Annotated in this window: 26 protein-coding genes, 1 pseudogene and 2 other annotated features; of the genes and pseudogenes, 22 read left to right on the top strand and 5 right to left on the bottom strand. The window is 45.4% G+C overall.

Features of this window, described 5'->3' with window-relative positions; genetic code table 11:
- The first annotated feature begins 43 nt into the window (after positions 1-43).
- The 9 genes from CEF20_RS10765 to CEF20_RS10725 all read left to right on the top strand — a co-directional run bounded on the left by CEF20_RS10765 (position 44) and on the right by CEF20_RS10725 (position 8,136).
- On the top strand, positions 44-1,441 hold the full coding sequence (locus CEF20_RS10765) for a replication initiation and membrane attachment family protein (RefSeq protein WP_100331811.1): 1,398 nt from the start codon (positions 44-46) through the stop codon (positions 1,439-1,441).
- On the top strand, positions 1,428-2,360 hold the full coding sequence (dnaI, locus tag CEF20_RS10760; RefSeq protein WP_100331810.1) for a primosomal protein DnaI: 933 nt from the start codon (positions 1,428-1,430) through the stop codon (positions 2,358-2,360). Before CEF20_RS10765 ends, dnaI begins: the two co-directional genes overlap by 14 nt.
- A 353-nt stretch (positions 2,361-2,713) precedes the next feature.
- The gene (thrS, locus tag CEF20_RS10755) at positions 2,714-4,654 is read left to right on the top strand and encodes a threonine--tRNA ligase (RefSeq protein ID WP_100331809.1); all 1,941 of its coding nucleotides are present in this window, start codon (positions 2,714-2,716) and stop codon (positions 4,652-4,654) included.
- A 112-nt stretch (positions 4,655-4,766) separates the two neighbouring features.
- Positions 4,767-4,900: a sequence feature (ribosomal protein L20 leader region), on the top strand.
- Between the two features lie 75 nt (positions 4,901-4,975).
- Positions 4,976-5,497, top strand: coding sequence for a translation initiation factor IF-3 (infC, locus tag CEF20_RS10750; protein ID WP_198508510.1), 522 nt, complete (start codon positions 4,976-4,978; stop codon positions 5,495-5,497).
- 19 nt (positions 5,498-5,516) lie between these two features.
- Positions 5,517-5,717: a 50S ribosomal protein L35 gene (rpmI, locus tag CEF20_RS10745; protein ID WP_100331807.1), complete on the top strand. Its 201-nt coding sequence runs from the start codon at positions 5,517-5,519 to the stop codon at positions 5,715-5,717.
- 31 nt (positions 5,718-5,748) lie between these two features.
- Positions 5,749-6,108 carry a 50S ribosomal protein L20 gene (gene rplT / locus CEF20_RS10740; protein ID WP_100331806.1) on the top strand — a complete coding sequence of 120 codons (360 nt, stop codon included), beginning with the start codon at positions 5,749-5,751 and terminating at the stop codon, positions 6,106-6,108.
- 111 nt (positions 6,109-6,219) lie between these two features.
- On the top strand, positions 6,220-6,468 hold the full coding sequence (locus CEF20_RS10735) for a DUF1294 domain-containing protein (protein ID WP_408607787.1): 249 nt from the start codon (positions 6,220-6,222) through the stop codon (positions 6,466-6,468).
- A gap of 16 nt (positions 6,469-6,484) precedes the next feature.
- A complete protein-coding gene (locus CEF20_RS10730; RefSeq protein ID WP_100331804.1) occupies positions 6,485-6,973 on the top strand; it encodes a dUTP diphosphatase in 489 nt (162 codons plus the stop codon).
- Between the two features lie 77 nt (positions 6,974-7,050).
- Entirely contained in the window at positions 7,051-8,136 is a 1,086-nt protein-coding gene (locus CEF20_RS10725) for a M42 family metallopeptidase (protein ID WP_100331803.1), read from the top strand.
- Here the strand turns inward: CEF20_RS10725 and CEF20_RS16635 are convergent.
- From CEF20_RS16635 to CEF20_RS10710, 3 genes are all read right to left on the bottom strand, one after another.
- Entirely contained in the window at positions 8,129-8,482 is a 354-nt protein-coding gene (locus CEF20_RS16635) for a hypothetical protein (protein WP_157796255.1), read from the bottom strand. The genes CEF20_RS10725 and CEF20_RS16635 overlap by 8 nt on opposite strands.
- On the bottom strand, positions 8,475-9,617 hold the full coding sequence (locus CEF20_RS10715) for a LysM peptidoglycan-binding domain-containing protein (RefSeq protein WP_157796254.1): 1,143 nt from the start codon (positions 9,615-9,617) through the stop codon (positions 8,475-8,477). The genes CEF20_RS16635 and CEF20_RS10715 overlap by 8 nt, the downstream gene beginning before the upstream one ends.
- 323 nt (positions 9,618-9,940) lie before the next feature.
- On the bottom strand, positions 9,941-10,564 hold the full coding sequence (locus tag CEF20_RS10710; RefSeq protein ID WP_100331800.1) for a hypothetical protein: 624 nt from the start codon (positions 10,562-10,564) through the stop codon (positions 9,941-9,943).
- Positions 10,565-11,298: 734 nt separating this feature from the next.
- Between CEF20_RS10710 and CEF20_RS10700 the strand changes: the two genes are divergently transcribed.
- From CEF20_RS10700 to CEF20_RS10675, 7 genes are all read left to right on the top strand, one after another.
- The gene (locus CEF20_RS10700; protein WP_157796253.1) at positions 11,299-11,931 is read left to right on the top strand and encodes a sigma-70 family RNA polymerase sigma factor; all 633 of its coding nucleotides are present in this window, start codon (positions 11,299-11,301) and stop codon (positions 11,929-11,931) included.
- Complete coding sequence (locus CEF20_RS10695; protein ID WP_100331797.1) at positions 11,918-12,082, top strand: YvrJ family protein; 165 nt, start codon at positions 11,918-11,920, stop codon at positions 12,080-12,082. The genes CEF20_RS10700 and CEF20_RS10695 overlap by 14 nt, the downstream gene beginning before the upstream one ends.
- A gap of 7 nt (positions 12,083-12,089) precedes the next feature.
- The gene (locus CEF20_RS10690; RefSeq protein ID WP_100331796.1) at positions 12,090-12,338 is read left to right on the top strand and encodes a helix-turn-helix domain-containing protein; all 249 of its coding nucleotides are present in this window, start codon (positions 12,090-12,092) and stop codon (positions 12,336-12,338) included.
- A gap of 370 nt (positions 12,339-12,708) precedes the next feature.
- On the top strand, positions 12,709-12,975 hold the full coding sequence (locus CEF20_RS10685) for a hypothetical protein (protein WP_100331795.1): 267 nt from the start codon (positions 12,709-12,711) through the stop codon (positions 12,973-12,975).
- Between the two features lie 57 nt (positions 12,976-13,032).
- Positions 13,033-13,296 (top strand): hypothetical protein, encoded by a 264-nt coding sequence (locus tag CEF20_RS10680; protein WP_232713437.1) that lies wholly within the window; start codon positions 13,033-13,035, stop codon positions 13,294-13,296.
- A 131-nt stretch (positions 13,297-13,427) separates the two neighbouring features.
- Complete coding sequence (locus tag CEF20_RS16835) at positions 13,428-13,568, top strand: hypothetical protein (protein WP_198508489.1); 141 nt, start codon at positions 13,428-13,430, stop codon at positions 13,566-13,568.
- Between the two features lie 52 nt (positions 13,569-13,620).
- Positions 13,621-13,836: a hypothetical protein gene (locus tag CEF20_RS10675; protein WP_100331794.1), complete on the top strand. Its 216-nt coding sequence runs from the start codon at positions 13,621-13,623 to the stop codon at positions 13,834-13,836.
- Positions 13,837-13,910: 74 nt separating this feature from the next.
- Here CEF20_RS10675 and sspI read toward each other — a convergent pair whose 3' ends face one another.
- Positions 13,911-14,117, bottom strand: a complete 207-nt coding sequence (gene sspI, locus CEF20_RS10670) for a small acid-soluble spore protein SspI (RefSeq protein ID WP_100331793.1) — start codon at positions 14,115-14,117, stop codon at positions 13,911-13,913.
- A 136-nt stretch (positions 14,118-14,253) separates the two neighbouring features.
- Between sspI and CEF20_RS10665 the strand changes: the two genes are divergently transcribed.
- The 5 genes and pseudogenes from CEF20_RS10665 (at position 14,254) to CEF20_RS17495 (ending at position 20,759) form a co-directional block, all read left to right on the top strand.
- Positions 14,254-15,021, top strand: coding sequence for a TrmH family RNA methyltransferase (locus CEF20_RS10665; RefSeq protein WP_100331792.1), 768 nt, complete (start codon positions 14,254-14,256; stop codon positions 15,019-15,021).
- A 45-nt stretch (positions 15,022-15,066) separates the two neighbouring features.
- Positions 15,067-15,295 (top strand) — a binding site (T-box leader).
- A 99-nt stretch (positions 15,296-15,394) separates the two neighbouring features.
- The gene (gene pheS, locus CEF20_RS10660) at positions 15,395-16,429 is read left to right on the top strand and encodes a phenylalanine--tRNA ligase subunit alpha (RefSeq protein ID WP_100331791.1); all 1,035 of its coding nucleotides are present in this window, start codon (positions 15,395-15,397) and stop codon (positions 16,427-16,429) included.
- Between the two features lie 20 nt (positions 16,430-16,449).
- Entirely contained in the window at positions 16,450-18,864 is a 2,415-nt protein-coding gene (gene pheT, locus CEF20_RS10655) for a phenylalanine--tRNA ligase subunit beta (protein WP_100331790.1), read from the top strand.
- A gap of 215 nt (positions 18,865-19,079) precedes the next feature.
- Positions 19,080-19,802, top strand: a pseudogene (locus tag CEF20_RS17500) (MCP four helix bundle domain-containing protein); the annotation flags it as partial.
- Positions 19,794-20,759: a methyl-accepting chemotaxis protein gene (locus tag CEF20_RS17495; protein WP_408607810.1), complete on the top strand. Its 966-nt coding sequence runs from the start codon at positions 19,794-19,796 to the stop codon at positions 20,757-20,759. The pseudogene CEF20_RS17500 and the gene CEF20_RS17495, both read left to right, overlap by 9 nt.
- A 62-nt stretch (positions 20,760-20,821) precedes the next feature.
- Here CEF20_RS17495 and rnhC read toward each other — a convergent pair whose 3' ends face one another.
- Entirely contained in the window at positions 20,822-21,754 is a 933-nt protein-coding gene (rnhC, locus tag CEF20_RS10645; protein WP_100331788.1) for a ribonuclease HIII, read from the bottom strand.
- Between the two features lie 91 nt (positions 21,755-21,845).
- Here rnhC and zapA point away from each other — a divergent pair, with 91 nt between their 5' ends.
- Positions 21,846-22,106: a cell division protein ZapA gene (gene zapA / locus CEF20_RS10640; RefSeq protein WP_100331787.1), complete on the top strand. Its 261-nt coding sequence runs from the start codon at positions 21,846-21,848 to the stop codon at positions 22,104-22,106.
- Positions 22,107-22,111 lie beyond the last annotated feature (5 nt).

Here is a 22,111-nt window from a genome sequence, read left to right as displayed (position 1 = left end):
AAAAGGGTTCTCTAGCTTTTTTCATCGAAAGGTTAGATGAACGATGAACAGACATTGGAATGAAATTCAGCCGGTTGATATGTATTCGGTTTGCTTAGCAGGCGTGCTTCATGAGCTTGATCGAAAGGTGTTAACTATGCTCTATCAGCCACTGATTGGAGCAAGGAGCTTCAGCTTGTATATGACGCTGTGGGCCGAAGTGGAAGAGAATCGCCTTTGCGCCCGCGAATCCAATCATTATCATTTAATGAACTTTCTCAACATAAATATTCAGGAGATTTATGACAGCCGCCTGCAGCTGGAAGCGCTCGGCTTATTAAAAACATATGCTCGGAAACATGATGAACTTCGGGAATTTATCTATGAGCTACAGCCGCCGCTTTCACCGGAACATTTTTTTAATGACGGCATGCTGAACGTGTTTCTTTTCCGTAAAATTGGCCGCAGCCATTTCTCCCGTCTAAAAGCCTTTTTTGCGGATCATCTAGTTGACAAATCCGCTTATCATGAGGTCACCCGCGACTTTCAGGAAGTTTTTTCTGCTGGTCAAATGACGCTTGATCCAGAGGCGATGAAAGCGAGCCTTCTTCCGGAAGATCAGCGTTATGCCGCCCGCAAAAGCAGCGAGGGCGTTCCGCTTTCGAGTGAACAGTTTGATTTTAGCCTGCTTGAAAGTTCCTTAAAGGGCGCGATGCTGTCTCGGGCTGTATTAACACCTTCCATTAAGGAAATGATTGCAAAATTATCGTTTCTTTACGGAATTGGCCCGCTGGAAATGAAGAATTTATTGTTAACGGCCATGGATGAAAGAGATGAAATTGACATGGAAGTTTTGCGGAAAGCCGCTCGGGATTGGTATCAGCTGGAGAAGGGGAATGATTTGCCGGAGCTCATCCCATTAGTGCAGCCACCTGCTTTGCGGACCGCGGCGCCAGAACCGAGCACGAAGGAAGAAGAATTAATTGATTATTTGGAAACGACGTCTCCCAGACAGCTTTTGATCGATATTTCCGGCAGTCTTCCTTCGAAATCGGACATGCAAGTAATTGAAGGCGCGCTCTTTCAGCATAAGCTGCCAGCTGGTGTGGTGAATGTCCTTATTCAATATGTCCTGATAAAAACGGATATGAAGCTGTCGAAAAGCTATGTGGATAAGATCGCTTCGCATTGGGCGCGAAAGAAGGTTAAAACCGTGAAAGAGGCGATGGAGCTAGCAAAGAATGAGCACCGCCAATATTTAGATTGGGCAAAAAATAAACAAAAGAACAGCCGCAAGGTAATGCGCACGGAAAAGCTGCCTGAATGGTTCCATAAAAAGGATGACGATTCTGTCCCTTCTGACGATGGACAAATGGATGTGGAAGCTAAAAGGCGTGAATTAGAAGAGAAGATTAAAAACAGGCGATTAAAAAGGCGGGTGACAAAGGATGAAGAAAATTGATAAAACGCTTAATAAACTCACGAAATCTCCTGATTTTCAAGCCCGTTATGAGAGCATGCGGCAGGAGATTTTGCGGGATCCGGCAGTCCAGCAATTTCTTCAGGAACATCAGCAAGAATTGACACCGGATGTGCTCAACAGAAACTTAATGAAGCTGTATGAGTACAAAACACAGAGCATTTCATGCGACCAATGCCCGAGCTTAGGGGAATGCGTCAATGTTATGAAAGGATTTGAACCGAAGCTCGTATGGCGCCGGGGGGGCATCGACATAGATTATCACCGCTGTCCGCGCAAAATCCGTGATGACGAACAGCGCAAGAATGAAAAGTTGATTTCAAGTCTTTATGTGCCCAAAGATATTCTGGATGCGAAGTTTACGAATCTAGACCTCGGTGACCAAGACCGCTGGAAAGCGATTGAAGCGGCGCAAAGCTTTACTGAGGCCTACGCTGAGAATTCCCATGCCAAGGGATTATATATTTACGGACCTTTTGGAGTGGGCAAATCTTATTTGCTGGGTGCCATTGCCAATGATTTAGCGGAAGCCGGCGTATCCTCACTGATCGTCTATTTTCCGGAATTCGTTCGCGAAATAAAGCAATCCTTTTCCGATCATTCGATGAACAGCAAGCTGGATGTAGTGAAAAAAGCTCCAGTGCTGATGATTGATGATATTGGAGCTGAAGCGATGTCAAGCTGGATGCGCGATGAAATTCTCGGTACTATTTTACAATTCCGCATGCTCGAAAATTTGCCGACTTTTTTCACTTCCAATTTTGGCTATACGGAACTTGAGCATCATTTAACGTACTCGCAGCGCGGGGAAAAAGAAGAGATGAAGGCAAAGCGAGTGATGGAGCGTATTCGCTATTTGACAGTTCCTGTCGGAATGCAAGGGAAGAACCGCCGCAAATAAACGCAAAAAATGGAGCGGGCCTATTGATTTTCGCGGATCGAAGGCCTATAATACCTACATACAACTAATATTTCCAAAGGTTATGACGAGGATATGAGGATTCTTTTACGGTTTCCAGAGAGGGAAAGCAAGGGCTGCAACTTTCCTAACACGAAGAGAATACTTACCGCCTCTGAACCACGGCCGTGAAAGCAGAAGAAAGGCAAGTAACGGACCGGCGGCAGCAGCCGTTATCTGAACTGGAGATTTCAGTCTAGCTAGGCTGAAAAGTAGGGTGGAATCGCGATCAACCTCGTCCCTTCATTTATTGAAGGGGCGGGGTTTTTTATTTTATGAAAAAGGAGTTGGAAGCAATGTCTGACATGATGAAAATTACTTTTCCTGACGGATCTGTCAAGGAGTTCCCTAAGGGTACGACCACGGAAGAAATAGCTCAATCCATTAGCCCGGGTTTGCGAAAAAAAGCGCTGGCTGGTAAGGTGAGCGGCCAATTAATGGATTTGCGCACACCGATTGAAGAAGGAGGCAGCTTAGAAATTATTACACCAGATCATGAGGATGCGCTAGAGATCTTGCGCCACAGCACCGCCCATCTGATGGCTCAAGCTGTGAAGCGCCTCTATGGGGCAGAAAACGTTAAGCTTGGCGTGGGGCCGGTCATTGAAGGCGGGTTTTACTATGATATGGATATAGATCAATCGATTACACCGGAGGACTTGCCGAAGATTGAGAAAGAAATGAAAAAAATCATCGGTGAAAACATCGAAATCGTTCGCAAAGAAGTCAGCCGCAATGAAGCGAAGACATTCTTTGAAGAAATCGGTGATGAGTACAAGCTGGAATTAATCGATGCTATTCCGGAAGAAGAAACCGTGACCATGTATGAACAGGGTGATTTTATCGATCTTTGCCGCGGTGTTCACGTGCCTTCGACCGGCAAGATTAAAGAATTTAAACTGCTCAGCATTGCCGGAGCCTACTGGCGCGGAGACAGCAATAATAAGATGCTTCAGCGCATATATGGAACAGCTTTCTTTAACAAAGAAGATTTAAACAAACATTTGAAGATGCTTCAAGAAGCGAAAGAGCGCGATCACCGAAAAATCGGCAAAGAGTTGAATTTATTTATGACTTCACAAAAAGTCGGACAAGGCTTGCCGATGTGGCTGCCAAAAGGAGCGACTGTCCGGCGGATTGTAGAGCGCTATATTGTCGATAAAGAACAAAGCCTCGGATACGATCATGTGTACACACCGATTATGGGCAGTGTCGATCTGTATAAAACAAGCGGCCATTGGGATCATTATCAGGAGAATATGTTTCCGATGATGGAAATGGATAACGAGCAATTAGTCCTTCGCCCAATGAACTGCCCGCATCATATGATGATTTACAAAAATAATATTCATTCTTACCGCCAGCTGCCGATTCGCATTGCCGAGCTTGGCACGATGCACCGCTACGAATTGTCCGGCGCTTTATCCGGATTGCAGCGCGTTCGCGGGATGACGTTAAATGACGCTCATATCTTCGTTCGTCCTGACCAGATCAAAGATGAATTCAAACGTGTCGTTCAGCTGATTCTTGACGTCTACAAGGATTTCAGCTTAACGGAGTATTCTTTCCGCTTATCTTACCGCGATCCTTTAGATAAAGAAAAATATTATGATGATGATCAAATGTGGGAAAAAGCGCAAAGTATGCTGAAAGAGGCGATGGATGATTTAGGACTTGATTATTATGAGGCGGAGGGAGAAGCCGCATTTTACGGACCAAAATTGGATGTAATGGTCAAAACAGCGCTTGGCAAAGAGGAGACACTTTCAACGGCTCAGCTCGATTTCTTGCTGCCTGAACGCTTTGATCTGTCCTATATTGGAGAAGACGGCAAGCCGCACCGTCCTGTCGTGATCCATCGCGGAGTCGTATCCACTATGGAGCGGTTCGTTGCTTTCTTAATTGAAGAATACAAGGGGGCTTTTCCTACTTGGCTTGCGCCGGTTCAAGTGCAGGTTATTCCGGTTTCTGCCGATGTTCATTTTGATTACGCGAAGGAAGTGCAAGAGAGCTTGCGCGCTGCCGGCATCCGTACGGAGCTAGATGACCGTGATGAGAAGATCGGCTACAAAATCCGTGAAGCCCAAATGCAAAAAATCCCTTATATGCTCGTTGTGGGAGACAAGGAAATTGAAACAAAATCGGTAAACGTCCGTAAATACGGAGAGCAAAAATCAGAAACAATGGCCTTTGATAGCTTCTTAGATATGATCAAAAAAGAAGTGAAAAAAGGATAAATTCAAAAAATGCTTGCCAATTGTATTCAGCTTTGCTAGAATAAATCTCGTTGATTCATTACAATCCATTGACGAAAATGATGGATTGTGATATAGTTCTAAGGTGAACAGAATACACAAGAAGAAGCACCCGCTTCTCACCTGATTGACGCACTAGGCAGTTGGCAGGTTTGAATGTAATAAATGATAGCCGTTTAGGGCTGTTTTTATGCGGGTATGCGCTCATGCCCGCATTTTTCATGTGTAAAAGCAAAAACGCTGTCGGAAGTCAACGTGTATTCGCAGGATAACGTGTATTCTAACAAACCTTGGAGGTGGCTCATTATTAGCAAAGACATGTTTGTAAACGAGGGAATCCGTTCTCGTGAGGTTCGTCTTATCGATCAAAATGGAGAGCAGCTTGGAATTAAATCAAAAAATGAAGCGCTCAACATAGCTTCACGCGTTAATCTTGACCTTGTGCTGGTTGCACCAAACGCCAAGCCGCCAGTTGCCCGCATTATGGACTACGGCAAGTTTAAGTTTGAACAGCAGAAGAAAGAGAAGGAAGCTCGAAAAAACCAAAAAGTCATTAATCTCAAAGAAGTTCGTCTTAGCCCGACGATTGAAGAACATGATTTCAATACGAAACTTCGCAATGCTATCAAGTTCCTTGAAAAAGGCGATAAAGTGAAAGCTTCGATCCGCTTTAAGGGACGTGCGATTACTCATAAAGAAATTGGACAGCGCGTTCTTGAACGCTTTTCCAAAGCTTGTGAGGAAATAGCTACTGTGGAAACCAAACCGAAAATGGACGGCCGCAGTATGTTCTTAATCTTAGCACCTAAAAATGAAAAGCAATAAGTTTGAGGAGGAATAACACATGCCAAAAATGAAAACCCACCGCGGCTCAGCTAAGCGTTTCAAAAAAACAGGTTCTGGTAAATTAAAACGCTCTCACGGCTACACAAGCCACTTATTTGCCAATAAATCAACTAAGCAAAAACGCAAGCTTCGCAAAGGAGCTCTTGTATCTAAAGGCGATTTCAAGCGCATTCGCCACATGCTAGACAACATCAAGTAAGATTAGGAATTATTTATAGGAGGGAAATATTATGCCACGCGTAAAAGGCGGAACAGTAACTCGCAGACGTCGTAAGAAAGTTCTTAAATTAGCTAAAGGTTTTTTCGGTGCTAAACACCGTTTATATAAAGTTGCCAACCAGCAGGTAATGAAATCTCTACAATATGCTTACCGTGATCGTCGCCAGAAAAAACGCGACTTCCGCAAGCTTTGGATTACTCGTATCAACGCGGCAGCTCGCATGAATGGCCTTTCTTACAGCCGTTTAATGCACGGTTTAAAGCTTGCCGGCATCGAAGTAAACCGCAAAATGCTTGCCGATCTTGCTGTGAGCGATGAGAAAGCATTTGCTCAGCTTGCAGATGCAGCAAAAGCGCAATTAAATAAGTAATGCTAAAAAAATCAGGCCGCGTGTCTGATTTTTTTATTTGGGGATATGCAGGAGCATCAGTGCGAACATGCGCTGTTTTCTGGTAAAATTAATATAAGGAGGGATGTCCATTTGTTCGTATATTTGTTATTTATCAATGTCATCAGTTATGCGGTGATGGCAAATGATAAAAGGAAAGCGAAGCGCAGAGCTTGGCGCACGAGCGAATGGGTGCTCTGGCTTCTGGCCTTCGCCGGCGGGGCGGTGGGAAGCTGGGTGGCTATGCAAACACATCGTCATAAGACAAAACACGCCGCCTTTAAATATGGCATGCCGCTATTAGCCGTCCTGGATCTGGGCATACTTGCTTACTTTTCATAAGGAAAGGGAGAGGAAAATGAATTTATCAAAGCTATTTGATATGCAAAGAGCACTGGATGCATACATCGAAAGGGAGCATGGACTGGAACAAGCGGATTTATTTGACAAGAAAGCGCTGGCTTTGCTTGTGGAAACAGGCGAGCTGGCGAATGAAACACGCTGCTTTAAATTTTGGAGCAAAAAAGGCTCCAGTGAACAATCGGTTATTTTAGAAGAATTTGTGGATGGCGTGCACTTTGTTTTATCGCTCGGTTTGCTGCTGAAGTTTGAGCAGGAAACGGAGTGGACTCCAGCTCCTCCGGCAGAAACAGCAACCGCCCAGTTTTTGCGCGTCTATGAAGCGATTACTCAATTTATGAAAGAAAAGTCTCTAGCAACCTATCTGATGCTGTTCAATGATTATTTTGCTCTTGGAAGAATGCTGGGATTCACAGCGGAAGAGGTAGAAAAAGCCTACATCGCAAAAAATGAAGTCAATTACCGCCGTCAGCAGCAAGGATATTAGATGGAATATTTGGTATAGTTCTGCCAAGTAGCGTATACTTAAAAGGGATAGATGTTATGGAAAAGGAGGGCTACTGCATGCCGAAAATGGATGAAACACTAACGATGCTTAAAGAATTGACCGATGCCAAAGGCATACCCGGCAATGAGCGGGAAGTTCGCGCCGTGATGAAGAACTACATAGAACCGCTGTCTGATGAAGTCACAACGGATCATCTGGGCAGCTTAATTGCGAAGAAAACAGGAGATGAAAACGGGCCTAAAATTATGGTCGCTGGACATTTGGATGAGGTTGGCTTTATGATCACGCAAATTGATGATAAAGGCTTCCTGCGCTTTCAAACAGTCGGTGGCTGGTGGAGCCAAGTCATGCTCGCCCAGCGCGTAACCATTGTGACACGCAAGGGAGATGTGACGGGAATTATCGGCTCAAAACCGCCGCATATATTATCGGCGGAAGCGCGCAAAAAACCGGTGGATATTAAAGATATGTTTATTGATATCGGAGCTTCCAGCAAAGAAGAAGCGATGGAATGGGGCGTTCGCCCGGGAGATATGGCCGTTCCTTACTTTGAATTTACCGTGATGAATAATGAAAAAATGCTGCTAGCCAAAGCATGGGATAATCGAATCGGCTGTGCCATAGCCATTGACGTGATGAAATATGTGCAAAATAAACAGCATAAAAACATTGTATATGGGGTCGGAACCGTACAGGAGGAAGTGGGCTTGCGCGGCGCTAAAACGGCGGCGCAAACCATTCAGCCGGACATCGCTTTCGGCGTTGATGTAGGGGTTGCCGGCGATACACCGGGCATCTCCGAGAAAGAGGCAATGAGCAAGATGGGAGAGGGGCCGCAAATTATTTTATACGATGCCTCCATGGTCTCTCATAAAGGCTTGCGCGATTTTGTGACTGACGTGGCGGATGAGCTGAACATCCCGTATCAATTCGATGCCATGGCAGGCGGTGGCACGGACTCTGGCTCCATCCATCTGACATCAGGAGGCGTACCGAGTCTTTCCGTCACCATCGCCACGCGCTACATTCACTCTCACGCAGCCATGCTTCACCGCGACGACTACGAAAACGCCGTCAAACTAATAGGAGAAGTCATCCTGCGCCTAGACCGCCAAACAGTAAACAACATCACATTTAACTAAGAAAAGCGGAAGGCGCTCGTCCAGCGGCGACCAGCACAAGCCCAGCTGACTGCAAGGTTGTTCTTGAACCTTGAAGACAGCTGGGCTTGTGACCTCGAGCCGCTAGCGCCAGCAGCTGGACACCGAAAAGCGGAGCCGACTGCCCTGGGGCGACAAGCAGATGAACGGCAGACGAAATGGCGCTCTTTTGCCATGCAGTCTGACGGGCATCTGACCTCGAGCCCCAAGGAGACGAAGCTGGACAAAACCGAAAAGCGGAAGGCGCTCGTCCAGCGGCGACCGGCACAATCAAAAGAAACGCCAATCTACTCTGTTCATAGATTGGCGTTTCTTGATTTTTAACCAATTATAAGCACTTGTCCAACATAAATTTTGCTAGGATCACTAATTTTGTTTAATGATTGCAACTTAGAAACGGTCGTATTGAACAGTACCGCAATTTCGCTGAGTGTATCACCAGACTGAACCACATAAGTTTTGGCGGATGAACCGCCGCCATCCGGCTCTTTGACAATTAGCACCTGTCCGATACGGATGAGGTCGGAATTCAGGTGATTCCATTGTTTAAGCTGTGTGACGGTCACATCGAACTTCAGCGCAATATGGCTGAGTGTGTCGCCGGACTGAACGACGTAAGTGTCGGCGGATGAACCGCCGCCGGAATCTCCGCCATCCGGCTCTTTGACAATCAGCACTTGACCGATACGGATGAGGTCGGAATTCAGATGATTCCATTGTTTAAGCTGTGTGACGGTCACATCGAATTTCAGCGCAATATGGCTGAGTGTGTCGCCGGACTGAACGACGTAAGTGTCGGCGGATGAACCGCCGCCGGAATCTCCGCCATCCGGCTCTTTGACGATCAGCACTTGACCGATACGGATGAGGTCGGAATTCAGGTGATTCCATTGTTTAAGCTGTGTGACGGTCACATCGAATTTCAGCGCAATATGGCTGAGTGTGTCGCCGGATTGAACGATGTAAGTATCGCCAGCCGATCCTGAACCACCATCCGGAACGTCGCTGATTGTGCCTTCTAAAAACAATGCTTTTTCTGCCGCTCTTCGTCTGACTAAACCAGCTAGAATTTGTCCGCCAGCATACACCCAGCGATCAAATTCATCCGCAGCCCCTTGCACATCACCAGCATTTAATTTTGCCAGCAGCGTACTGGTTCTTAAAGCGCCGGTTCCAAGGTTAAAAGAGAATGAAACTAAAGCGTCAAACTGATTTTGGTTAATTGGGTACGTTACATAGCTGTTTACTGCATTTTCATAAGTGATTAAGTCAGCCTTTAAAATTTCTTCCGCTTTTGACGCGGTAATGGTTTGACCAGGATAAACAGGATATTTATCTGCTGAAGCCGTGTTATTCGTATGACCATACCCGATTGTAAGAACTCCTACCGAATCATAATAAGCTGTAAGTCGCAAACCCTCGAATTCTTTAATTAAATTGACGCCTCTTTGTGATGTTTTCATTGTTCCATACATTCCCTTCTGAATTTATTTCAGCTGATCAGCTGTTCAATTTAGAAAGAAACGCCACTCATCCAATAAACAACCTTTAACTAAAAAATTATAGTAAAAATAAGAGAGGAAAGCATGAAAAAGCAACGATGCATACGATTCACAAAAGAGTGCGGCAATAGTCTTCCATCTATTGCCAGAAGTTGAGATTCAACCTTTTCTTTCAAGGGGAAACTGAAGGAAGGGCAAAAGAGCTGGAGAAACATAAAGCGCTTTTCTCCAGCTCGATTATGTTAGAAGCTTATGGAACGATTCTTTGACAATGTGGAAACAGGTTACTTGCCTAATGTATAATGGCCATTTTGATACACTTTATAGATCCCCACTGTTCCTGAACCGCCAGCTTCTTTTATGGATTTAGAGGTAAGAATAATCGTGTAGTAGGAACCGGATTCGTCTGTTTTTAAGGAACCGTCCATATCATCAAATACGATATCTTGATTATCCTGCAGTGTTAATTTTTCTTTTAAATAGGCAATCGCCTCGTCGCCGCTTTTGATGTGAACGCTTTTCTGTTTATCGCTGTTTGAAGAGGTTGTCGGGTCTTTTTTTTCATTTGAAGGGCTTTGGGTTTGTGGCTTGTTTTCATTTGTATCTTTAGCTGCAGGGCGATTTGCGTCACTATCTGACGAATCTTGGGAAGGACTTGGAGGCTGATGATCTTCTCCGTTTTCTTCTTCAGCTCTGCTGTTTGCATCGCTGGAGCTTGAATTCTTTTCTCCTTTTGAATCCTCTCCTGTTTCCTGCGCGGGAGCAGAGTCATGGTTTGCTTGGCCAGAAGCAGTCTCGGATTCCGTTTCCTCTGCGGCATCATTAGAAGAATCATTGGCGCATGCCGTCATAGCAGCAAGGGAAATTATGAAGAATCCCACCCATATCCATTTCCTGACGTTTTTCATCACTAAAACCCCTTTCTTGTTTGTCAAACAAATCCATTATTTCAAAATACAGAGACAAAATCAAACAGGATTTTAATAAATTTTGCAATCAGAAATTCCTCCCGCTGTAAGATTTCCCCATCCGGAATGAAGCGAAAAACAAAGCGTCAAGCGGGAGATCACGGCCCCAAAATGCTCGATTCGTTCGATCCTGTGCGATGAGGTTTGCAATGTTGCCCTTTGTTTTCTTTTCAGGAGCGGAGGATGAGAGAATCCTCGCTGTTTGAGCCTTCCTTTTAATTTCGGAAACGGTCAGATAACCGCACAAAAAATTTTCAAAAAGAGGTTGTGCGATTTCCATTTTGTTCTTCTTTATACAGTAAAGCTCTATAAAAAGGGGGATGGAAATCATGCAGAGCTCGAACTGTTAACTCTAAATACAGCCGTTAGCTGATCGGAAAATGTAAACAAAATAATAGGTTTGGATGAAGTTGTTTCTCAAAACAGCTAGAGAATAGGTTTTCTCTGGGGGGAATTGGAGATCGAAAATCCTCAAAAAAAATCAGCTTCAGCTTCGAAAGAAATGGTGGAATTTTGTCATTTTCTTGATGAATAATGATATAATGCGATTAGGAATTTTGCACTTTATTTATCATAGATATACGGCTTCAACTGATATAAGGCATTGCTTTGTATTTTTTTTACCTATTCAACAGAACATTTGTTCTATCTTTTGCGAAAAAGCAGGTGATGTAATGTTTGGATTCGATGACATGGAAAAAGAATGCTGCCGGGAATTAAAGATGTTTTTACAGGAAAATAAAGAATTTTTCGGTCATGTGATCGTTCAATCATTTCTAAAGAAAAAAGAAAATAAATGCTTGCTTATTGAAGCGATTTGCACAGGAAACAAAGATATTCGGAAAAAAATCGATACGGAATTCAAGAAATTTTATTTCCAAATCCGCTTTACAACCTTTATTTCCGACACACTGTATTATAATGCGATCAATTATGACAAACGAATCAGAAAAATAGCACAGCGGCACCCTTTAATCATCAACAAACCGGTAGGAGAGGAAGATGGGAACACTTTAGAAGATGTGCTCATGGACCCTTATGCTGAGATCAAAATAGAAGATTTGCTGCAAAGCTCCAGCATAGAGGACTACATTGTGGATTCTGTGTTATATGAAGCGTTAAAAGAGCTGCCTCCCAAACAAAAACAAGTGATCGACTTAGCTTATGTAAAGGGCTTGTCCAATACAGAAATCAGCAAACGGTTAGGAAAGACGCAGCAGGCTGTTTCAAAGCTTCATAAAAAAGCTCTTGAAAAAATAAATAAAACCATTATCCAAAAGGGAGGGGTCATTCGTGACGGTCATTGAACTGCCTCAATGGATTTCTATTATCGGCAATTTCGGCTTTCCTATCGCGATCACGATTTATCTATTTATGAGATTTGAAAAAAAGTTAGAGAAGCTTGAACTAGTCATTGTTCAGTTATCGGAGGTCATCAAAGAACATAGAAAGGAATGAATGATGAATGTCAGTATTGTACGAGCTTGTGAAAGAATCGAAAGAAAACAACCAGGCGCTTCAAGCCGTGATCGATTTATTTGAACCGAAAATAAAAAAATCTCTGTATTTAACAGATCATAAAGAGAAAGAGGATCTGGCGCAGGAATTAAAATGTAAGCTAATCCGTTCCATTAGAACCTACGATATGGATTCCACGCCGGGCTTTTGGGAGCTGAAGGAGCATATTCAGCAGTATCACAAAAATTCGGTATAAGCAGGCTGCAGGTATTCATTTTGTTTAAAAAGACGGGTGGCGAGTTAACGAAGAGAGGAATGAATTTAAAATAGGGGTTGAGTGATGATAAAGAACCGCGCTTGAATAGGGATTGCCCATAAATTCACAGAGATTTAGTAAGGGTTTGTATGTACACAATGTCATTGTGCATCCGCCTGATGATGAAAATGATTATAGACAAGAAGAGAGCCAGGAGATTTGGCTAAAATGCCTGGCTCTTTTTCGGTAGGTCAATCACCCATTTTATAGGAAAGATAAGCTCCTTCCCAGGATAAACGCATAGCATGTTAGGGGTAAGTGATCTGAATGATTGCTAAAAAAAACCAAATAGGAAAAGGGGAGTAGAGCGATGAACGAAGGAATGCCTTTTTACGCTAATGATTTAAATCCAGAGGTTAGAGGAGAAGATGAAAGAATTATCCGTCCGTTTGGGTTTGGAAGACCGTTCGGCTTTGGTTTCGGAAGACCGTTTGGCTTTTACGGCCGTCCGTTTTTTGGAGGTCCATTTCTGGGAGGATTCGCTGGAGGGTTGTTAGGGAGCGCTTTATATCCCCCGTACTATGGATATGGCTATCCGGGCTACGGCTATGGTTACCCTTATTATCCTTGTTGCTAATCACTGAAAAAATCCGCTCATTGGGAAGGGTATAAAGAACATAAGGGAGGCATGATTATGTGGAATCAAGAGTGGGCCATAGATCAGCAAGACCATTATCCTCTGCCGGAGGAACAAGCGTGGTCTAATTCAATGGAAGAAAGACAACCGCCTTATTTTACTCCGTCTTATCACTATCCGTATGAAAGGCCAAGACCGAGACCGCCGTATTATTCACCGTACTATTCGCCGCATTACTATCCGCATCATTACTACCGCCCGCCGTATTACCCGTCTTACGGTTATCCATGGGCCGGTTACGGTTACAGAGACTTCAATTAATAGGAGATTCGCAGCTGTCGAGATCAATTGGCAGCTGCTTTTTTTATTGGGCAAGGGCTGAGACTGATGAATAAGGGAGTACATTGCGGGAAAAATAGGGTGCGGACTGCTGAAGAAAGGAGTGAAGGATTATGAGAGAGGGTAACCTGTATCCGGTTGCAAATCTTAAGACGGAGCAATTAAGAAAGCTTCAGACGTTAGAACATGAATTTCGCAAGGAAAGCGGAGAAAACATTGTGCTCATTGCGTATGATGAGGAGCCAAAGCCATAACGGAAGGGCCAGGCTCAGCTGTTTGAGTTCAGAGTAAAGAAGGCGGCTGCGGATGAGAAGCCGCCTTCTTCGTTTGCTTATCAGGAGAGAAATTATTCGAAGCGGAGCCAATTCATTCATTGCCCCGGCAAACGGTGAGGGGGCTCTTGCTTTTCCTCTGCTGCTGAAACGAAGAACAGAGGCTGCCGTCGCTGTTGCAAGGCCGAACGAAACGAACATTTTACTGCGGAGAAATGCTTTGAAATCCTCTTCCCCGCAGCTCGAATAAATGCAAATAAACAGCGAGCTTTCTCTAAAAAAGTCCCGCTGTTTACAATGCCGGCTTTTAAAGGGAGTGCCGGCTTATTTTAAACCGTCTTCAAGGGTTTGGAGCATATGCTGCTTTTCCTGCGCATCGGCATGCTGCCAAAAAACTTCAAACAGGACGCCGAGACCGGGAAGCATTTTTTCCTCATTCCGCTGGACGGCATCAACGATTGTCTGCTCCAGCTGTTCCTGGGAACTGCCGCTGATATTGTTTAAAACGGCTTGCCGCAAATTAAAGTTCATAGTTATCGCTCCTCTTTCTGTGTGATCAGTATTACTATCTCCTGAGCTTCCATTCAATATGCGCGAAAAATAAGCTATAATAGAACTAAAATGCTCTGCCGCTCAGTGGTGAATGGCAGGAAGAGGAGCGGAATAAGTGAAATTTATACAATCATCCAAAAACCCGCAAGTGAAGCAGTGGAAAAAGCTGCTTATGAAGAAAGAGCGGGAGAAAACGGGTTTTTATTTATTAGAGGGCCATCATTTGATCGAAGAAGCACTTAACTATAAAGATGAAGTGATCGAATTAATCGTATCAGAAACCGTCTCTTTGCCGGCCCATTGGAACTTGGATGGGGTCGAGATGACGGTTGTGACGGAGGAAATCACCGATGCGCTTGCTGATACTGGGACGAATCAAGGGGTGTTTGCCGTTTGCCGTAAACGAGAGGTTGCTATGTCATTAACGGGGCGCAGTTATTTGCTGGTGGACGCTGTTCAAGATCCCGGTAATATTGGCACGCTGATCAGAACGGCCGATGCGGCAGGAATTGACGGAGTGATCTTAGGGAACGGCTGCGCCGACCCCTACAATCCGAAGGTGCTGCGCTCCGCCCAAGGCAGCCACTTTCATATCCCGCTTATCCATATGCCTTTGAACGAGGCGATTGCCGAGCTCAAGAACAGAGGTGTTCCCGTTTATGGCACGTCTCTCGGGCGGGCCGCTGATTACCGGGAAACTAAAGTGCGTGATGCCTTTGCTCTCTTGGTCGGCAATGAAGGCAGCGGGGTGAACTCTGCATTGCTGCAAGAAACAACAAGCAACGTATTTATTCCGATTTACGGGAAGAGCGAATCGCTGAATGTTGCGGTGGCGGCCGGCATTTTGCTGTATTATTTCCAGCAATCATTGAAAAACGTTTGAACTTCATAGTATGGCTGTACTATAATGTACGATAAGAGCATATTGCGAAAGGCGAAGACAGAGAAGAGTAGTTTATGCGGTTTTTTTACAGGAAGAAGGTGCCCAAGACTGAAAGCTCCTTTAAAAAACGGTAAACGAAGTTCACCTCTCGAGCCGGCATCAGGACCGCAGCAGGCGTAAAGATGCCCCGGTGGAGAACCGTTACATCAATGAAGTGAACATATAGAATGTATGTTAAAAAGGGTGGTACCGCGATCAAAGCCTCGTCCCTTTCCGGGAGACGGGGCTTTTTTATGTGGAATTTGATCACCGCCGCCACGAAGAGTTTACATTCATTGGAAAGTCTTTGCTAACCTAAAGGAGGAGTTACACTGTGGAGCAGCAATTAAAACAATTACAAACAGAAGCGCTGGCGGAAATTGCCGCAGCCGAAGAATTGAAGCAGCTGAACGACATTCGTGTCGCTTATCTTGGAAAGAAAGGCCCTGTTACCGAAGTGCTGAAGGGCATGGGCAAATTATCGGCGGAGGAACGTCCGAAAATGGGGGCGCTTGCCAATGAAGTGCGCAGCGCCATCAAGACCGCTATCGAAACGAAGCAAGAGACGCTTGAACAGAAGGCGATTCAAGAACAATTAGAAAAAGAAACCATCGACATTACGCTCCCGGGCCGCCCGGTCAGAACGGGCAATCATCATCCGCTGACGCGAGTTGTGGAAGAGATTGAAGATTTATTTATCGGCATGGGTTATGCCATTGCAGAAGGCCCGGAAGTGGAAAAGGATTATTATAACTTTGAAGCGCTCAATTTGCCGAAAGGCCATCCGGCTCGTGATATGCAGGATTCCTTTTATATTACAGAAGATATTTTAATGCGCACGCATACTTCTCCCGTCCAAGCGCGGACGATGGAGAACAATAAAGAAAAAGGCCCTGTGAAAATTATTTGTCCCGGAAAAGTATTCCGGCGCGATAATGATGACGCCACCCACTCTCATCAATTTATGCAAATTGAGGGATTAGCCGTCGATGAAAACATCAGCATGGGCGATTTAAAAGGAACGCTTGAGGTATTTGTGAAGAAGATGTTTGGCGAAGACCGCGAAATTCGCCTGCGTCCAAGCTTCTTTCCATTTACCGAGCCATCGGTTGAAGTCGATGTCAGCTGCATGTGCGGCGGCAAAGGCTGCAGCATTTGCAAGGGCACTGGCTGGATCGAGATATTAGGAGCTGGCATGGTGCACCCGAACGTTCTGGAAATGGCTGGGTATGATTCAAAGAAATATACGGGATTTGCTTTCGGAATCGGAGCGGAGCGGATTGCCATGCTGAAATACGGCATCGATGATATCCGTCTTTTCTATACAAATGATCTGCGCTTTTTAAAACAATTTTCAATCCATGAATAATAGCAGGGAGGAGTTTACAGATGTTCGTTTCATATAAATGGCTGAGCGAGTACGTTGATCTTGGCGGAATGTCAGCGAAAGAATTGGCGGAGAAAATAACCCGCAGCGGAATTGAAGTAGAGGAAGTTAAACACCTGGGCGAAGGCATAAAAAATGTCGTCGTCGGCCATGTGTTGGAGCGTGAACCGCATCCGAATGCCGATAAGCTAAATAAATGCTTAGTAGATGTGGGCGATGAGGCGCCTGTCCAAATTATTTGTGGCGCTAAAAATGTTGATAAAGGGCAGAAGGTAGCTGTGGCCAAAGTAGGCGCCGTGCTTCCGGGCAATTTTAAAATCAAAAAAGCGAAGCTGCGCGGAGAAGAATCTCACGGCATGATCTGCTCGCTTCAGGAACTAGGCTTTGAAAGCAAAATAGTGGCTAAAGAACATGCAGAAGGAATCTTTGTGTTTCCGAATGATGTTGCCCCCGGCGAGGATGCACTTCAGCAATTAAACTTGGATGACAAAGTATTGGAGCTCGGTTTAACTCCCAACCGTTCCGACTGTTTAAGCATGCTGGGCGTGGCTTATGAAGTGGCGGCGATTCTTGGCACGAACGTCAAGATCCCCGACATTGAACTAAATGAAGGAAATGAAAAGACAGAGGACCATATTCAAGTCCGCATCGAAGCGAAAGAAGATAACCCGGTATATATGGCCCGCATCGTGAAGAATGTCAAGATTGGCCCGTCTCCGCTTTGGATGCAAACCCGATTGATGGCAGCCGGTATCCGCCCGCACAACAATGTAGTCGATATTACTAATTATATTTTATTAGAATACGGACAGCCGCTTCATGCATTTGATTACGATCGTCTGGGCTCGAAGGAAATCATCGTGCGCCGCGCCCGTGAAGGGGAAACCATCACCACTCTTGATGAAGTACAGCGAACATTGTCAGCCGATCATTTAGTGATTACTAATGGTGAGGAGCCAGTAGCGATCGCTGGTGTGATGGGAGGAGCAAACTCCGAGGTGCAAGCCGATACAACGACCGTATTGATTGAATCTGCCTACTTCAACGGCCAGCGTGTCCGCCAGGCGTCTAAAGATCACGGACTTCGTTCAGAAGCGAGCGCGCGCTTTGAAAAGGGAGTGGATCCTAATCGCGTGCAAGTAGCTGCTGACCGCTGCGCACAATTAATGGCTGAGTATGCAGGGGGAGAGGTGCTGTCCGGTCTTGCCGTCACTGGTGAAATGGCGGCAGAAGCGAAAACGGTGACGATCACATTAGGACGGTTAAACCGCAATCTTGGCACGAAGCTGGAACGGACGGAAGTGGAAGAGATTTTCCGCCGTTTGCAATTTGAGGTGCAAACAGCGGATGATGCCTTCACTGTTACCGTTCCGACACGCCGCGGCGATATTACTATTCCCGAAGATTTGGTCGAGGAAGTTGCACGGCTCTACGGCTATGATCATTTGCCGACAACGATTCCTTCTGGGGAAACAAAGCCGGGCAAACTCACGGATTACCAGTTAAAACGCCGCGTGGCTCGCCGCTGCTTAGAAGGAGCCGGCTTACATCAGGCAATCACTTATTCATTGACGAGCCAGGCGAAAGCCACACAATACGCGTTAGATGCCCGTGAGCCGATTGCACTGGCGATGCCGATGAGCGAGGAGCACGCTTTCTTGCGTCAAAGCCTCGTGCCGCAGTTGCTGGATGTCATTTCCTACAATAACGCCCGCCAAATCGATTCAGTGGCCCTTTATGAAATCGGTTCTGTTTTCTTAAAAGAAGCATACAAAGAGCTTCCGGCCGAGGAAGAGCATGCAGCAGGAGCCATCACAGGACTTTGGGAAGAGCATCTGTGGCAGGGAGAAAAGAAAGCCGTCGACTTTTTCGTAGTGAAAGGTGTATTAGAAGGGTTATTTGCCCGCTTTGGCTTGGAAAACCGCATCGTTTTTAAAAAAGCAGAGGTTGCGGGCATGCATCCGGGCCGCACGGCTGGCATTGAACTCGATGGCCAATGGATCGGTTTTGTCGGTCAAGTTCATCCGCAGCAGGCGAAAGACTTGGATATTAAGGAAACGTATGTGTTTGAATTAAAACTGCATTTGCTGCTTCAAGCGGATAAGGAAGCGATCGCCTACGAGCCGATTCCGCGCTTTCCATCTATCACCCGTGATATTGCCCTCGCAGTGAATCGTGATGTCGAAGCAGGCGCGCTCCAAGATGTCATTCAAAGAGCGGGCGGCAAGCTGCTGAAGGATGTGCATGTATTTGATTTGTATGAAGGTGAGCACGTGGAGACAGGCAAGAAATCCATCGCCTTCTCATTGACCTATTTTGATCCAGGCAAAACATTGACGGATGAAGAAGTCGTAAAGGTCCACAATAAAGTTCTAGAAGCGTTAAAAGAAGAAACAGGTGCAGAATTGCGCAGCTGATCAGGCATTTAAGGCTGTTCCAACAAAGAGGAACAGCCTTTTGCTGTGCCGGCGCTCATCATGGGAGAGGTCAGAATAAATAGAGGAAGAAATATGTAGATTTTTTATCTTTTTTCGCCAATTGCTTAACAGGCTGAATAAATATCCGATAATATCCTTATCTATCCTTTGCTGGTAAGCAATTGCAGAATGAAGGACGAAAGGTGGAAAAGATAATGAAAAGTATCAAGACAAAGATGTTAGCTTCCTTTTTTCTAATTATTCTCTTAACTCTCCTTATGGGGGTTTTTAATGCTATTTCTGTATCTTCTATAAACAAGAAGACAAGCAGTATAATTAAAGAAGAGCTTGCTTTATTAACGTTGGATGAGAAATTGCGATTCAACATATCGCAGCGGATTTCTTCTGCGCGCGGTTATATTGTTTATGGAGATTCTAAGTATCGTGATGAATTTAATCGTTATACGGAAGAGAGCAAGCAGCTTCAAGAAGAATTGCTTGCTATAAATCAATCCCCTGTATCCAAAAAAGTAGTCGATAAGAGCAAGCAGTGGAGAAACCTGCTGATTGAAGAGGTATTTGCTCCTTATGATCAAGGTAACAAAGAAGAGGCGCTGAATAATTTAACTAGTAAGGTTGCACCGCTTGGAAGTGAAATTATGCACGAATTTAACGAACTGACGAAAAAGCGGGAGAAAAAAATTCAAGCAGATGGGCAAAAAGCGATAGAGGCGGGAGAGAAATCGAATCTGATTGTCAAACTGACTGCCGCAGCCGCCGTCATTCTTGGAGCGTTTCTTGCTTTTTATATGGCCCGTTCTTTAACGAAGCCTATTGTTCTAGTTAGGAATCGAATGGAAGAGATCGCCAATGGCGACTTAACGCAGGAAGATTTAAAGGTGCATTCAAAGGATGAAGTGGGAGAGTTGATGGTTTCCGTCAATGAAATGAACAAGCAAATCCGCGATATGACGAAGGAGATTCAAGAGATATCCGATGTCGTAGCGAGCCAGAGCGAGGAGCTGACGCAGTCCTCTCAAGAGGTGGGAGAAGGAAGTGTGCAAATTGCTTCGACGATGGAAGAACTGGCAAAAGCGGCGGAATCTCAGGCGCATACAACGACAGAATTGGCCGACTCGATGGCCAAGCTAATGGCCAATATCGATGATGCAAACGGAAGCGGACAAAGGGTGCTGAGCGTGTCGGAAGATGTGCTGGCTCTTTCCAAGCAAGGCGATGAATCCATGAACGCTTCCGTGGCCCAAATGAATCTCATCGATGAAAATGTCAGAGGCGCCGTTGTGAAAGTTCAGCATCTTTATGAACATACGAAAGGCATCACACAGCTCGTTGAAGTGATTTCCTCCATTTCCGATCAAACGAATATGCTGGCCCTAAATGCAGCCATTGAAGCTGCAAGAGCAGGCGAGCATGGCAAAGGCTTTGCAGTAGTGGCCGAAGAAGTGCGGAAATTGTCAGAGCAAGTTAGCAGCTCTGTGTCAGAGATTACCGGCATTGTGACAAATATCCAAAGCGAAACAGGCGAGGTGGTCCGGTCGCTGGAAGACAGCTTTGTCCAAGTGGATGAAGGCACGAACCAAATTAAGCAAACAGGAGAAGCCTTCAGCACGATTACTGCTTCAATCGAGCAAGTCGTCCGGAAAATTCAAGAGGTTACCGAGGATTTATCAGAAATTGTGCAAGAAACGAAGGCGATGGACGGCGCTGTCGCGAGCATCGCGTCTGTGTCAGAGGAAACGGCTGCGGGTGTGGAAGAAACGGCTGCTTCAGCTGAACAGTCCACTAGCTCCATGCAGGAGATCACGAGAAGTGCCGATTCATTATCCGAGCTTGCAGAAAAGCTTAACATGCTTGTTAAACAATTTAAGGTGTAAAGAAAAGAGGCCGATCCGCCGAGGATCGGCCTCTTTCTCGCTCACTGCATGGAGCCTGCTGGCTATTTTTTATTCACAAGCTTTTTTGCTTTTTCCGTATTGGCAAAATGATATTTAGTATACTGCCATAGGGCGGTTTCCCCTTTTTCGCGGATCAGACGGGCGGCAGCTGCATCCACTTGGCTGCCGGCGCCTTTAGGGATGGCAAAGCCAGCCGCTTCTGAAAGCTTATCCATCTCCCTTACAAATGCGTAGCGGGCAATAATGGAAGCCGCGGCGACCGCAAGATGGACGCTCTCTCCCTTCGTGCTGAAGAACACCTTTTCCTGAAAAATTTGTTTTTGATCCTGTAAATAACGGTAATACGTCTTTTTTTCTGCAAATTGGTCAATCAGCACGGCATCGGGATGTTCTGGAAGAATTTTCTGGTGTAAATTAATAAGCGCTTGGTTATGAAGCAGGGCTTTGATTTTTCCTTGAGACATGCCCTTTTGCTTAAGCTGATTGTATTTTTCGTTATGGATGATCAGCAGGCTATATGGAATCATCCGGACGATTTGCTTAGCGAGATGGATGATTTGCGAGTCGGATAAGTTCTTGGAATCGCGGACACCCAGCGTTTGCAATTCGGCAATTTGCTCTTTTTTTACAAAGGCCGCGGTCACTGTGATCGGTCCAAAGTAATCGCCCGTCCCGACTTCATCGCTGCCGATCACCGACATCGACGCAAATCCGAGCGGCAAGGAAGCGGCCTTTGGCTGCTTCTGCTTGGCAGGGGATGCTGCGGCGGTTTCGCTTTGCCACTTAGCCGCTTCCTCCGCAGCATGCTGTCCTTGAAATAAAACCTTGCCGGAACGGTAGCCGGTAATGGAGCAATGGGCGGTTTTAGCGGCAAAAACGGCTCCTGCGGGCAGCTTGCCGCTGGAGTAGGATTCGTAATGTGTTTTCATTTTTTGTAAAGCGGCGCTTGTTACTTTTAATACAGTTTGACTCAATGGAGACTCTCCTTCTTACTTTCGACTTTTCATGCGGAAACACTCATGGTATGATAACAGTTAGGATTCTTTAAGAATGGAGGCTATTCAATTGTCAGACAAAGAAAAGACCCGTATCACAGTGGAGATACATGGACATCATTATACAATTGTCGGGACAGAATCGAAAAGCCATATCCGCATGGTCGCCAAACTGGTCGATGACAAAATGCGGGAAATCAGCGTAAAGAATCCGGTGCTGGACTTGAATAAAATTGCTGTATTAACCGCGGTGAATGCGGTTCATGAATATGTAAAGCTTCAAGAAGAAATGGAACAGTTGAAAAAACAACTAAACCAAATAAAGGATTGACCGAT

It is taken from the genome of Bacillus xiapuensis, from assembly GCF_002797355.1.
Taxonomy (GTDB): domain Bacteria; phylum Bacillota; class Bacilli; order Bacillales; family Domibacillaceae; genus Bacillus_CE; species Bacillus_CE xiapuensis.
The sequence above is the reverse complement of the archived record's forward strand: the minus strand, read 5'-3'. Positions and strand labels throughout refer to the sequence as shown.

What these genes read in the sequence shown, in the direction of transcription:
- CEF20_RS10765 (WP_100331811.1), top strand. Translation starts at nt 44, where the DNA reads ATGAACAGACATTGGAATGAAATTCAGCCGGTTGATATGTATTCGGTT.
- dnaI (WP_100331810.1), top strand. Translation starts at nt 1,428, where the DNA reads ATGAAGAAAATTGATAAAACGCTTAATAAACTCACGAAATCTCCTGAT.
- thrS (WP_100331809.1), top strand. Translation starts at nt 2,714, where the DNA reads ATGTCTGACATGATGAAAATTACTTTTCCTGACGGATCTGTCAAGGAG.
- rpmI (WP_100331807.1), top strand. Translation starts at nt 5,517, where the DNA reads ATGCCAAAAATGAAAACCCACCGCGGCTCAGCTAAGCGTTTCAAAAAA.
- rplT (WP_100331806.1), top strand. Translation starts at nt 5,749, where the DNA reads ATGCCACGCGTAAAAGGCGGAACAGTAACTCGCAGACGTCGTAAGAAA.
- CEF20_RS10730 (WP_100331804.1), top strand. Translation starts at nt 6,485, where the DNA reads ATGAATTTATCAAAGCTATTTGATATGCAAAGAGCACTGGATGCATAC.
- CEF20_RS10725 (WP_100331803.1), top strand. Translation starts at nt 7,051, where the DNA reads ATGCCGAAAATGGATGAAACACTAACGATGCTTAAAGAATTGACCGAT.
- CEF20_RS10715 (WP_157796254.1), bottom strand. Translation starts at nt 9,617, where the DNA reads ATGAAAACATCACAAAGAGGCGTCAATTTAATTAAAGAATTCGAGGGT.
- CEF20_RS10710 (WP_100331800.1), bottom strand. Translation starts at nt 10,564, where the DNA reads ATGAAAAACGTCAGGAAATGGATATGGGTGGGATTCTTCATAATTTCC.
- CEF20_RS10700 (WP_157796253.1), top strand. Translation starts at nt 11,299, where the DNA reads ATGTTTGGATTCGATGACATGGAAAAAGAATGCTGCCGGGAATTAAAG.
- CEF20_RS10690 (WP_100331796.1), top strand. Translation starts at nt 12,090, where the DNA reads ATGTCAGTATTGTACGAGCTTGTGAAAGAATCGAAAGAAAACAACCAG.
- CEF20_RS10685 (WP_100331795.1), top strand. Translation starts at nt 12,709, where the DNA reads ATGAACGAAGGAATGCCTTTTTACGCTAATGATTTAAATCCAGAGGTT.
- CEF20_RS10680 (WP_232713437.1), top strand. Translation starts at nt 13,033, where the DNA reads ATGTGGAATCAAGAGTGGGCCATAGATCAGCAAGACCATTATCCTCTG.
- CEF20_RS16835 (WP_198508489.1), top strand. Translation starts at nt 13,428, where the DNA reads ATGAGAGAGGGTAACCTGTATCCGGTTGCAAATCTTAAGACGGAGCAA.
- CEF20_RS10675 (WP_100331794.1), top strand. Translation starts at nt 13,621, where the DNA reads ATGAGAAGCCGCCTTCTTCGTTTGCTTATCAGGAGAGAAATTATTCGA.
- sspI (WP_100331793.1), bottom strand. Translation starts at nt 14,117, where the DNA reads ATGAACTTTAATTTGCGGCAAGCCGTTTTAAACAATATCAGCGGCAGT.
- pheT (WP_100331790.1), top strand. Translation starts at nt 16,450, where the DNA reads ATGTTCGTTTCATATAAATGGCTGAGCGAGTACGTTGATCTTGGCGGA.
- CEF20_RS17495 (WP_408607810.1), top strand. Translation starts at nt 19,794, where the DNA reads ATGGTTTCCGTCAATGAAATGAACAAGCAAATCCGCGATATGACGAAG.